This window comes from Oscillibacter sp., from assembly GCF_031978065.1.
In the GTDB taxonomy this organism is placed as follows: Bacteria; Bacillota; Clostridia; order Oscillospirales; family Oscillospiraceae; genus Oscillibacter.
Genome location: NZ_DALZCH010000099.1, coordinates 1 through 11770, shown reverse-complemented (window position 1 = coordinate 11770; position 11770 = coordinate 1). Strand labels below are relative to the sequence as shown.

10 protein-coding genes are annotated in these 11770 nt (G+C 52.6%); 9 read left to right on the top strand and 1 reads right to left on the bottom strand.

The genetic code is table 11. The features are described from left to right. Positions 1 to 790, bottom strand: a 790-nt coding sequence (locus RTK01_RS13125; protein ID WP_312281414.1) for a M20/M25/M40 family metallo-hydrolase, incomplete at its 3' end; no start/stop codon positions are given. An 865-nt stretch (positions 791 to 1655) separates the two neighbouring features. On the opposite strand from RTK01_RS13125, the gene RTK01_RS13120 reads away from it, so the two are divergent. The 9 genes from RTK01_RS13120 (at position 1656) to RTK01_RS16885 (ending at position 11637) form a co-directional block, all read left to right on the top strand. Then, positions 1656 to 2711 carry a TRAP transporter substrate-binding protein gene (locus RTK01_RS13120; protein ID WP_312281413.1) on the top strand — a complete coding sequence of 352 codons (1056 nt, stop codon included), beginning with the start codon at positions 1656 to 1658 and terminating at the stop codon, positions 2709 to 2711. A gap of 138 nt (positions 2712 to 2849) precedes the next feature. Then, complete coding sequence (locus tag RTK01_RS13115; protein ID WP_312281412.1) at positions 2850 to 3341, top strand: TRAP transporter small permease; 492 nt, start codon at positions 2850 to 2852, stop codon at positions 3339 to 3341. Then, positions 3338 to 4618 carry a TRAP transporter large permease gene (locus RTK01_RS13110; protein ID WP_312281411.1) on the top strand — a complete coding sequence of 427 codons (1281 nt, stop codon included), beginning with the start codon at positions 3338 to 3340 and terminating at the stop codon, positions 4616 to 4618. Before RTK01_RS13115 ends, RTK01_RS13110 begins: the two co-directional genes overlap by 4 nt. Before the next feature lie 232 nt (positions 4619 to 4850). Continuing rightward, positions 4851 to 6140, top strand: coding sequence for a nickel-dependent lactate racemase (larA, locus tag RTK01_RS13105; protein WP_312281410.1), 1290 nt, complete (start codon positions 4851 to 4853; stop codon positions 6138 to 6140). Next, positions 6137 to 6907 (top strand): AraC family transcriptional regulator, encoded by a 771-nt coding sequence (locus RTK01_RS13100; protein ID WP_312281409.1) that lies wholly within the window; start codon positions 6137 to 6139, stop codon positions 6905 to 6907. The genes larA and RTK01_RS13100 overlap by 4 nt, the downstream gene beginning before the upstream one ends. Before the next feature lie 248 nt (positions 6908 to 7155). Continuing rightward, complete coding sequence (locus RTK01_RS13095) at positions 7156 to 8442, top strand: aminotransferase class III-fold pyridoxal phosphate-dependent enzyme (RefSeq protein ID WP_312281408.1); 1287 nt, start codon at positions 7156 to 7158, stop codon at positions 8440 to 8442. A gap of 38 nt (positions 8443 to 8480) precedes the next feature. Continuing rightward, the gene (locus RTK01_RS13090; RefSeq protein ID WP_312281407.1) at positions 8481 to 9851 is read left to right on the top strand and encodes an aldehyde dehydrogenase family protein; all 1371 of its coding nucleotides are present in this window, start codon (positions 8481 to 8483) and stop codon (positions 9849 to 9851) included. A gap of 238 nt (positions 9852 to 10089) precedes the next feature. Then, positions 10090 to 11409: an acetyl-CoA hydrolase/transferase C-terminal domain-containing protein gene (locus RTK01_RS13085; RefSeq protein WP_312281406.1), complete on the top strand. Its 1320-nt coding sequence runs from the start codon at positions 10090 to 10092 to the stop codon at positions 11407 to 11409. A gap of 111 nt (positions 11410 to 11520) precedes the next feature. Further along, a complete protein-coding gene (locus tag RTK01_RS16885; protein ID WP_397352875.1) occupies positions 11521 to 11637 on the top strand; it encodes a transposase in 117 nt (38 codons plus the stop codon). The last annotated feature ends 133 nt before the right edge of the window (positions 11638 to 11770 follow it).

The window sequence follows — 11770 nt, the reverse complement described above, 5'->3', positions numbered from 1 at the left end:
GCATGTCCATATTGCGGACAATCTCAGCGGCAACCATAGAAGCGCTGAATCCATCAAAGCCCTGCCCGGAGTGGGTGGGCTTCCCGATAATATAGAAGCAGGGAAGAATCTTCCCCACAGCGCCGGCATGGAAGTAATGGCTGGTGTCGCCGGGGTAGGCAGGCGAGATAAAATCGGTGTTCAGGGCCATTGCATAGTCCAGACCGTATTTGACCTTCAGCTCCTCCAGAACGTCCAGAGACTCAATAATGCCGGTGTGCTGATTTTCCTCCACGGGGTTGGTCATGAAAATCAGGTTGCCGTCAAATTTGTCCGGATTTTCTGTAAAGTAGCGCATCAGGGCCATGTTGACCGCATCGCCGCACTTCATATCCGAAGCGCCGCGGCCAAACATCCACTCGCCGGACTCAATATCCGCCTGAACATCAGGATCGGTGGTAATTGCTTTGATTTTTTCGGGCAGCGCGTCACAGTCAAACGCAAACTCCTTGATAGAGCCAAAATCATCGATACCAACCGTGTCGTGATGACCGTGGAGAATGATCGTCTTTTTGCTTCTACTTCTGGTTCCAAAGGCAATGGCCACCACATTGATCCGTCCGTACGGGTCATTTTTCAGGGGCTGAATCACGATCTGGTCAGGATGCTCCCGGAAGTAGGGCAGCTTGCGCAGCCAATCGGCCATATACTGGGCAACAACACGCTCACCGATAGAGTTGTTCAGGCTGGGGATCGCAACAAGTTCCTTGGTCAAGGCAAGTGTTTCCTTGTAAAACGGGTAATTCTGCATGGTAGAAGTGCCTCCTAATCTCATAAAGTATTAAATAGATTTGAAGTATGACACTACCATGGCGCATTGGTTTTGTTACTTTGCACTTTGTATACAGAGAATGAACGACTTCATTGTAGCGTATGGCAGTTCGCTTTGTCAACCCAGAGGCTAAAGAATTTCCCAATTTTCAAGTAAGCACTATCAACAATTTTATGTAAAATAATTTTGAATTTTAGTTGTATTTAGCAGTCTCTTTATAGAAGAGCACGTCTTTTACTGCTATATAACCAAAAATTTTTTCCGCAATATACCTGATAACAAAAAAGCAAAGGCACATAGAAGGCTTGATGCAAATTTCAGAATGTCTTTTGCAGAGAGGCAATATAAGCTTAAAAAGAGTTCAACATCAAGACAGCAGAGGAAGACGTAACGAAAGACAAAAAATTGAGAGAAAAATTCGGGGAGTCAATTTAGTTAAATTAAATAAAAAATTAGAAAAACGCAATAGACTATTGACAAAAGAATGTGTCGTGTGTTAAAAGTAAGGTGCGATTTACCATGGAATTTTAAAGGTATTGGTATTACGCATTCTTTGTATACAGAGCACAGTACACTACAGTGAGAATGAATAGAACAGCCAAAAGCAAGCGCGCATTTTGATATGTGAAGATTCGGATAAGCTGAAACGGGAGGCACCCTCCAAACGGTTTATCTGATTTTCAAAAGGCCCCGTTTCCGCTGTGTAAGCGAGGGAATGCCGACTGGCCAGGGCGTATCGGATGACACTGCCCGTCCGGGCCATATCAGCTTGTTTTCAGCGCAGCTTATGCAGATTAGAGGGGGGACTGAAGCCAAAGAAGATATTGAGGAGGATTGACGAAACATGAAGAAGATCTTTGCGACGCTCCTGACCTGTGCAATGATGCTAAGCCTGGCGGCCTGCGGCGGCGGAGGAACCAGTAGCGGCGGTTCCGGAAGCCAAAGTTCCGTTTCCCAGGGCGGCGATGCCCCTGCGTTTAAAATGATTGTGGGTTCTACCGTCCAAGATGACTCCGCTTCCGGTGTTTCTTTGCTGGAATACTTCAAGCCTTATGTGGAAGAACAATCCGGCGGTCGTATCCAGGTTGAGGTCCAGAACAACTCCGTCTTGGGCGGAGACCGCGAGCTGTATGAGGCTTTGCAGTTGAACACCGTCCAGTGCTCTTTCGGTCCCATGTCCACGCTGGCCAATTTCGAGCCCAACTACGCTGTGTGCGACCTGCCCTTCCTGTTCAGCGGTAAGGAAGACGCCTATGCCCAGCTGGACGGTGAGTTTGGCGCAAAGCTTGCCGAAAATCTTCCCAATATTGGCATGCGCCTGCTTGCTTACGGCGAAAATGCCTTCCGCAATATCTCCAACAGCGTTCGTCCCATCAACACGCTGGAGGACATCAAGGGTATGAAAATCCGCGTGATGGAGTCTCCCGTGAACATTGCTACTTATACCGCTCTTGGCTGCAACCCCACTCCCATGGCGTTCAGCGAGCTGTATACCGGTCTGCAGCAGGGCGCCGTGGAAGGTCAGGACAATGGTGTTGTTCTGACCTACACCGCCAAGCTGTATGAAGTACAGAAGTACTACACCTACACCGGCCATATCTATGCCGCAAATGGCATGGTCCTTTCCGAGGCGTTCTGGCAAAGCCTGCCCGAGGATCTGCAAAAGATTGTGGACGCCGGCGCCAAGTATGCCATGGAGAATCAGCGCCGCCTGAACACCGAAATGGAAGAAAAGCTAGCAAAGACCATGGCTGATGCGGGCGTTCAGTTCAACACGCTTTCCGAGGACGAAACAAACCGTTTCCGCGAGGCCGCCAAGAGTGTGTGGGAGCAGGACGGCATCAAGAGTCTGATGGACCCTGAAATTTATGATATGGCCGTTGCCATTCGTGACAAATAATCAGCCTAATCCAAATTGATCGTCATGCGGGGGGCAGAGGATGCTTTTCGGCATCCTCTGCCCCTCTTGTGTTGAACCGAGTACGGCGGCGGACTCTAAGAGCAGTTAGTCGGCCGAATGAGATGGGAGCATTTAAAAATGAAAGAGACACTTCTAAAGGTCTGGGACCACTTGGAGGAATTCTTCCTAATCCCTTCACTGATTATCAGCACAGGTTTGATTTTTTTTCAGGTTATCATGCGCTATGTTTTTCGTAATTCTCTGAGCTGGTCCGAGGAAGTGGTCCGTTATCTCTATGTGTGGCAAACCTGGGTGGGCGTCAGCTATGCCGCCCGGAACGGAAGCCACCTGCGGATCACCATGCTAAAGGACCGGCTGCCCGAAAAGGCCCAGAAGGTGCTGGAAGTATTTGTTGTAATTGTCTGGGTCGGATTTGCAATCTTTGTTATGATACAGGGCGTGAGCGCGGTCCATGCCATTGCCTCTTTCGGCCAGAAGTCCTCCGCCCTTCGTATCCCCATGTATATCTGCTACATGTCCATTCCTGTGGGTATGGTCCTGATGAGCATCCGCCTGATTGAGCATACAATTAAGTATTTGCGCAAATCGGAAGGAGGCTCCGCTGAATGAATATCGCATTGCTGTTTGGCGTGTTTTTTGTGCTGGTCATGCTGAGCGTGCCCATTGGCGTATCTCTGGGCGTGGCCACCTCGCTGACCCTTGTTTTAACCAGTAATATTGGACCCATTATGGTGGCCCAAAAAGCCTTTACCGGTCTGGATTCCTTTACGCTGATCGCCATTCCTTTCTTTATGCTGGCTGGCAACCTGATGGCTCTGGGCGGAATCGCCCGGCGAATCGTCAACATGGCAGACGCGGCGGTGGGGAAATTTACCGGCGGACTGGGTATGGCGACCATCATTGGCTGCATGTTCTTTGCAGCGATCTCTGGCTCCGGCCCGGCAACCGTCACTGCCATGGGCTCCATCATGCTTCCCGAGATGGAAAAGCGGGGCTATGACAAGGGCTTTTCCACCGGCCTGACCGCAACCGCCGGCACCATCGGCGTGATTATCCCTCCCTCGATTCCCTTCGTAATTTATGGTGTTGCCTCCGGCACTTCCGTGGGCGACCTGTTTAAAGCCGGTTTTATCCCCGGTATTTTGATTGGAATTGCCCTGATGATTGTGTGTTATATTATCTCCAAAAAGCAAGGCTACAAAGGCTCCGAGCACAGTCCGAGCGGGAAAGCAAGCTTTTTGAAGACCTTTTTAGACTCTTTGCCTGCGCTGATGGCCCCTGTTATTATTCTGGGCGGCATTTACGGCGGCATTTTCACGCCCACCGAGGCCGCCGTGGTGGCCACGGTCTACTCTTTAATCGTGGGTAAATTCGTCTACCATGAGCTTACCTGGAAGATCGTGCTGGAGTCTTACCGCTCCACTGCCGATATGAACGGCTTTACCGGTCTGGCTTTGGGCTTCTCCATGTCCTTTGCCGCTTATCTGGCCATGGAGCAGATTCCCAGCAAGGTTGCCGGTGTTTTGCTGGGCGCTATTTCCTCCAAATGGGCCTTGATTTTGCTGATTATTGCAATTCTTCTGGTGGTGGGCTGCTTTGTGGACAACATTTCCTCCTGCCTGATTCTCACTCCTGTGTTCCTGCCTATTATCACAGGAATCGGAATGAGCCCCGTCCATTTCGGCATTATGATGACCGTGGCGTTGGCCATCGGATTTGTGACTCCCCCTTACGGCGTGAACCTGTTTGTCGCCTCCGCCGTCGCCAAGCTAAAAATTGAGGTCGTTTCCAAGGCAGCAATTCCATTTATCGGGGCCATGCTGGTCTGCCTTCTGCTGATTGCCTTTATTGAACCGATTTCTATGCTGTTGGTCTGGCTGCTGTAACAGGCGCCTTTATATCATAAGTTTAGCTGTATCGCATTTTTTAATTTGAAGCGGCACCGCACAATTCGCTGATGCCGGATTGTGCGGTGCCGTCTTCTAAACAAAAAGATACATCTTGATTGGGCTTGGGCTTTTCTGATTTTAGATATTGTGGTGGGACTGGTAACTCAATTCGTACGCTGATGTTTTTAGGGAATTAGAAAAATTAAAAGTTAGGGTGGTGAATCGGTCGGTGAAAGAGAGAGAAGTAACGCTGCGCTGCGGAGAGAACCGCTATACGGTCAAAATTCCGGACCATATTCGTTTCCAGTATGCCCGTCTTAATCCAGCGGAGCAAGCCGCCGATCCCGAGGTTCTCATACAGGAGGCTTTAAATCACCCGGCAGGAGCGCCCCGAATCGAGGATATGGTGCAGCCCTTACAAAAAATTTGCATCATCAGCGACGACAATACCCGCCTGACGCCGGTGGCCCTCATTTTAAAAGAGCTTCTTCCCCGGCTTGAGGGCGCCGGCGTCCGTCGGGAGGACATCTTTATCATCATGGCACTGGGCAGCCACCGCCCCATGACTGCGGAAGAGATGACAGCCAAGCTGGGACGGGACGTGTGCCAGAATTACCGGGTATTCAACAGCGAGTTTGAAAACCCAGCGCTGCTGACGCAAGTGGGCGTCAGCGCACTGGGGACCCCGATTCGCGTATTCAAAGCCGCAATGGAGGCTGATTTCCGCATTGGAATCGGCAGCGTTGTGCCTCATGGCTGCATGGGCTGGAGCGGCGGAGCCAAGATTCTCTATCCGGGTATTACATCGGCGGACATCGTATCCGAATTTCATGTAATGCAGGGTCTGCGGGATGAAATTCTGCTGGGGTTGGTGGAGTGCCCGGTCCGTCTGGCTGTGGAGAAGTGGACTCAAAATATCGGGCTGCATTACATTATCAATACCGTATTGTGTGAAGACGCAGCCGTGTATTCCGTTTCTGCGGGACACTATATTCAGGCCCATCGCAAGGCCGTGTCCTCCGCCCAGAAACTATATGGCGTTCCGGTGGGACAGCGGCCCGATGTGGTGCTCTCGTCAGCCTATCCGATCCATATGGATTTTTGGCAGTGCGGCAAGGCCACATACGGTCCCATAAGCGTGCTTCGCACGGGCGGCGAATTTCTTTTGCTGGCGGAATGCAAAGAGGGCGTTGGCCCCCATCCGCAGATGCTTGACTATATGGCCATGGAGGACGGGAAGGACGCGCTGCGAAAGCGCATCCAGTCCGGCGAGACGGGGGAGGACCTGCTGGCTATGGCTGTCGGGGTTAGCATGGGGCGGGTGGTCCGTCATGCCCATGTGACGCTGGTCAGCGATGGGCTGACGGCGGAGCAGTGTGAACGGGGACGGATGGCCCATCGTCCGCAGGCTGCCTTGCAGCAGGCGCTTGAACAGGCGTTGGCAAAGTTTGAAGACCCTTTTCTGTTGATTATTCCGGAAGGGGGAGAGGCAATTCCCATGCTGGGGGATGAGGTATGAACTTTAAGACCTTTTATATCAACAACCACCGAATTAAATATCGGGAAGCGCTGTTGGGCGACCCAATATTTGAAAAGTTCTATCTGATTGAAAACCCCCATCAGGATGATATTGTGGCCATTCCGGACGGATGTGTGGACATTCAATTTACCTGGGAAAACAGCGAGTGCCGCGGGTATGTCTGCGGAAGCTTTCTTCAGGGAAAAAAGTCGAACATCAGCACGTATCAGCGCTGCTTTGGAATGAAGCTGCACCCCGGCGTTCAGTTTAAATTTTTGCAGAAGAAGATTACGGAGTTGGTGGGGTGTCGGGTACCACTGTCCAGATTTTTGGACATATCCTCTTTTGAGCGCAGTCTTGGCAAGCTTACCTGCTTTTTTGAAATGATTGAACTCTCAAACCGTTTTTTCGGTGAACAGGAGGTTGCTCCTGTCAACAGGATTGCCAGCAGCGCGGTCAAGCTGATTGTAGGAACGCCCGGCTCCCCGCGGGTATCCGATATGATTCAGTCGCTGGGATACAGCCAGCAGTATATCAACAGCATCTTTAAATATTGCTTCGGCGTATCGATGAAAAAATATTCCGACATCATCCGCGCGCAAACCGCAATCACTCATTTGGACTCTACCAATCTCATGGATGTCATCATCGATTTGGGTTATTACGACCAGGCCCACTTTATCCGGGATTTTAAACAGTATACCTCCCTGACGCCAAAGTTTTTTGTGGATCAGGTGTGCAGAACCAAGGCGGGTATGATTGTATAAAGACCCGGCCGCCATCAGGCCCCCGCGCCGCTCTCCCAAAGGATGGGGAGCAAGAAAAACGGGCAGGTACGTTCAGCGCACCGAAGACGAAAAAACGAAACAGAAACAAGAAAGACAATGATAGGGGAAGCTTCATTTTTTACAATCAATCCAACCGGCCGTTGCTTACAATGAAAGAAAGCTGGTAGATCGTCAAAGCAGTCAAACTGTCTTGTGACACTTGAAAAATTAGAAAGGAAAATTCTATTATGACACAACACGAGAGAGCCCAATCCTTGATGCCCCCCATGGCCATGCATGACAAATTGACCCCCTGCGTGGTAAAAGGCGAGGGTTGCTATCTGTATACAGAAGATGGCCGCAAGATTCTGGACTTTGCCTCCGGAATCGCCACCAACGCGCTGGGCCACTGCCACCCCAAGGTGGTTGCCGCCGCTGAAAAGCAGTTGCATTCACTCATCCACGCAGGACACAACATCCTGTATTACGAGCCCTATACCACGCTGGCGGAAAAGCTGATTGAGAAGACCGGCGGAACGTACAAGCTATATTTTTCCAACTCCGGCGCCGAGGCCAACGAAGGCGCCATGAAGCTGGCGAAATATGCCACGCAGCGCCCGGTCATCATCTCCATGAAGAATGCGTTCCACGGCCGCACCATGGCCACCGCCACCATCACCACCTCCAACGCCGCTTACCGGAAAAATTACGAGCCTCTGATGCCCAGCGTGTATTTTGCCGAGTATCCTTACCTGTTCCGCACGCCCTATCAAATGAAGGACGGCAAGTGCCCCAAGGAATATTTTACCCAGTTTGACGACATGTTCAAGAAAATTGTGGACCCCTCCATGGTGGCGGCCATTATCATGGAACCCATTCAGGGCGAGGGCGGCTATGTCGTTCCTCCCGTGGAGTGGCTGAAGTATGTCCGCGAGCTGTGCGACAAGCACGGGATTCTCCTGATTTTTGACGAGATTCAGTCCGGCTTTGGCCGCACCGGCGATCTGTATGCATGGCAGACGCTGGGCATCGAGCCCGACATTTTCACCTCTGCCAAGGCCATCGGCGGCGGCCTGCCCCTGAGTGCTGTATTCGGCAAAAGCGAAATCATGGACAAGTGGGGCAAGGGCGCTCACGGCGGAACCTTCGGGGGAAACCCCGTCTCCTGCGCCGCCGCTCTGGCTGTGATGGAAGAGCTGTTCGAAGGCGGCGTTCTGGAAAACTGCCGAAAGATGGGCGGAATTGTCCGCACAAGGATGCATGACCTGCAAAAGAAATACAGCGTCATTGGCGACGTCCGCGGCATGGGCCTGATGAACGCCATGGAATTTGTGAACCCCGAGGACAATGCGCCCAATGGAACTCTGTGCTCCGCCGTGATTACCGAGGCGCTGAAGCGTGATCTGCTGCTGCTGAGTTGCGGTGCCGACAAGAACAATATCCGCCTGATTCCCCCTCTGAACGTGGGCGAGGTCACGCTGGACGCCGCCTTTAAGATTATTGACGAGTCTATTTCCGCTGCGCTGAAGGGCTGATAAAAAATTACTGGAATTATTTTGGAGGTTATTGTAAAATGGACACACAGGAGTATCTGAAGTCTCTGGTTGCTGCCGCCCGCACAGCGCAGAAGGAGTTTGAGAAGTATCCTCAGGAAGTGGTGGACAAGGCTGTGAAAGCCATCGGCAAGGTCATTTATGACAATGCCGTGGAGCTTGCCCACATGGCTGTGGATGAAACCCGCATGGGCAACTATGAAAGCAAAATCGGTAAGTGCCGCAACAAGTCTAAGAGCGTCTGGTGGCGCATGAAAGACAAAAAGAGCCGCGGCATCATTGAGCGGGACGCGGAAACCGGCATTATGAAGGTGGCCAAGCCCATCGGCGTCATCGGTTGCATTGCGCCCACCACCAATCCCGTCATCACGCTGATGCACAATTCCATGTGCAGTCTTAAGTGCGGAAACGCCATTATCATTTGCCCCCATCCCCGGGCCAGAAAAGTGGGCGTGAGAACAACGGAGCTGATGATCGGGGAGCTGGACAAGCTTGGAATGCCCAAGAATCTGATTCAGATTATCCCCGAGCCCACCATGGATCTGTCTGCGGGATTGATGTCGGTGGTGGACCTTTGCATCTGCACCGGCGGCCCCGGCATGGTTAAGGCGGCGTATTCCTCCGGCAGGCCCGCTTACGGCGTGGGGCAGGGCAACGTGCAGGTGCTAGTGGATAGCGATGTGGACCTCAACGAGGTTTCCAAGATGGCCATTACCGGCCGCATCTTTGACAATGGCGTGCTGTGCACCTGTGAGCAAAACCTGATTTGCCCCCGGGAGAAGGCCGACGAGATGATTGCCGCCATGAAGGCCAACGGCGCTTACTACATTGACAACGAGGTGGACGCTGAGAAGCTGCGCAACAGTTGCTTCCCTGGCGGAATGTTGAACAAGGACTGGCCCGGGGCCAGCGTTCAGAAAATGGCCGAAATGGCCGGGCTGGAGGGCGTGCCTGCCGACGCCAAGGTCATTTTGAGCTGCACCAAGGGGGTTGCTCACGACGACGTTCTGGCAAAGGAAAAGCTGTTTCCCGTCATGGCGCTGTTCCTGTACGACACCTGGGAGGAGTGCATGGAAATAGCCCGCGCCAACTTGGAAATGGAGGGCATCGGCCACAGCGTGGTGATTCACTCCAACACCGACGCGCATATTGAGGCTGTCCCCGAGATCATCAACGTCTCCCGCTACGCGGTGAATCAGGTGGGAGGCACAGCCTTGGGCGGCGCCATGGACAATGGTCTGAATCCCACCACCACGCTGGGCTGCGGCACTTGGGGCAACAATGCCATCAGCGAAAACCTGTGGTTCTATCACCTGATGAATATCAGCCGCATTTCCTACAAGGTTCCCACCATGTATGTCCCTACCGACGAGGAAATTTGGGCCGACTGAGTCTTGTCCGTGCAGGGCGGGATTTCTTGTGAATGCCGCCCTTGCCTTCACATCAGGAAACGTCCGGCTTATTAAAGCCGGACGTTTCCGTAAGGGCCTTGAATGGACGGTACGATCCTGTGGCACATATATTCCAAACCCTGTACGGTGGAACCGCCCAGAACAGGTACAACGCGAGAATCCATAGGACGTTACTAAACCTGTTTAAAGTAAATTTCTGCATATGGGAGCGAAAACGATGATGGAAGATTACAAGAGTAAATTTGTAAGCCCGGAAGAGGCTGCCGCCCGGGCGGTGCAGTCGGGAGACTGGGTGGACTATGGGTTCGGCGCAGGCTTTCCCGAGCTGATGGACAGGGCGCTAGCGGCACGGAAGTCCGAACTGCGGAATGTAAAAATTCGGGGCGGTCTGGTGATCCGCCCCCGCATTGAGGTGGTTGAGCAGGATCCCGAGCAGTCCGCTTTCACCTATTACAGTTGGCACATCGGAGACTACGAGCGCAAGCTCCAAAGCCGGGGCCTGTGCCGCTTTATACCCATGATTCTGCGCCAGCTTCCGGAGCTTTACCGCCGTCATATCCGGGTGGACGCAGCCTTTGTTCCCGTTTCCCGGCCGGACGACAAGGGCTTCTGCGGTCTGGGAATTTCCAACTACGCTTGGCGCACTATCTTTGAAAACGCCAGAACGGTGGTCTTTGAAATCAACGAGCATTTGCCAAGACTTCAGGGCGTGAACGGGTCCCACAGGGTTCATCTGTCGGAGGCGGATTATATCGTGGAGGGTGCGCACGAGCCGCTGCCTCTGCGCACCTATCGGGAACCATCTTCTATTGATGTGCAGATTGCAAAGCATGTGGTTGTGGAAATTCCCAGCGGCGCGGTGCTGTCTCTTGGCGTAGGCGGCGTTCCCTTTACCGTGGCCAAGATGCTGGCGGATTCTGATTTAAAGGATTTGGGCTGTCATACTGGCACCATCAGCGACGCGTTTCTGACCCTTCACAAGGCCGGGAAGCTCACCAATATCCGAAAGGAGCTTGACACCGGGCGCTCCACATGGAATCTGGCCATGGGCTCTCAGGAGCTATACGACTGGCTGGAGCAGGAGCCTCATCTTTTTTCCCCGGGCGATGTGGATGTTGTCCATGCTCCGGAACGGATGTGCAGAATGAAGAATTTTATCAGCATCAACGGCGGCGTGGAGCTGGACCTGATGGGTCAGGAGAACGCGGAGTCGGCAGGCAGCCGCCAGCTTTCCGGCACGGGCGGCCAGCTTGATTTTTTGGAAGGGGCATTTCGCTCCGAGGGCGGAAAAGGGTTTATCTGTCTGGCCGCTGCACACAAGAAGAAGGATGGGACGCTCAAGTCCAGCATTGTTCCCTTTATTTCCGGCGGAAGCGTGGTCTCCGCACCGCGCAGCATGATCCAATACGTGGCGACCGAGTACGGCGTGGCCAAGCTGTCGGGTCTTTCTTTAAAAGAGCGGGCGGACGCCATGATTTCCATTGCACACCCTGACTTTCGAGAGGAATTGGCCCGTTACGCACAGGAAAACTTTTAACGCTGGTCCCAAGCCTTTGAGAGGCCATTTCCCCCAACGGGGTATCTGATGCCGCTTTTAAAAACGAGCCGAAAATCGCTCTCTGCAAATGCAGCAGAATGCAGGCTATGAATGGCACGGAGCGGAGCAGGTTGGGAAGCCCTGCCTAAGCGATACGGTTTCTGGAAAACAATGTACAGTCGTTTCTGCAAATGGCAGGATGACGGAACTTTTTTGCGAATTTTTTAAGCTCTGAGTGAGGGCGGATATGGAGAATCTATCGCGGGATTCTATCATAGTAGCAAACATGAAAAGCGCCAAGCGTACACGCCCGGCAACAGGGGTGCGCTTGGCGTTCTTTTTTGCCCAGTAAATCTCATAC

Bases quoted from the DNA above. Each gene is read 5' to 3' on its own strand.
- RTK01_RS13120 (WP_312281413.1), top strand. From the start codon at position 1,656: ATGAAGAAGATCTTTGCGACGCTCCTGACCTGTGCAATGATGCTAAGC.
- RTK01_RS13115 (WP_312281412.1), top strand. From the start codon at position 2,850: ATGAAAGAGACACTTCTAAAGGTCTGGGACCACTTGGAGGAATTCTTC.
- RTK01_RS13110 (WP_312281411.1), top strand. From the start codon at position 3,338: ATGAATATCGCATTGCTGTTTGGCGTGTTTTTTGTGCTGGTCATGCTG.
- RTK01_RS13100 (WP_312281409.1), top strand. From the start codon at position 6,137: ATGAACTTTAAGACCTTTTATATCAACAACCACCGAATTAAATATCGG.
- RTK01_RS13095 (WP_312281408.1), top strand. From the start codon at position 7,156: ATGACACAACACGAGAGAGCCCAATCCTTGATGCCCCCCATGGCCATG.
- RTK01_RS13090 (WP_312281407.1), top strand. From the start codon at position 8,481: ATGGACACACAGGAGTATCTGAAGTCTCTGGTTGCTGCCGCCCGCACA.
- RTK01_RS13085 (WP_312281406.1), top strand. From the start codon at position 10,090: ATGATGGAAGATTACAAGAGTAAATTTGTAAGCCCGGAAGAGGCTGCC.
- RTK01_RS16885 (WP_397352875.1), top strand. From the start codon at position 11,521: ATGGCACGGAGCGGAGCAGGTTGGGAAGCCCTGCCTAAGCGATACGGT.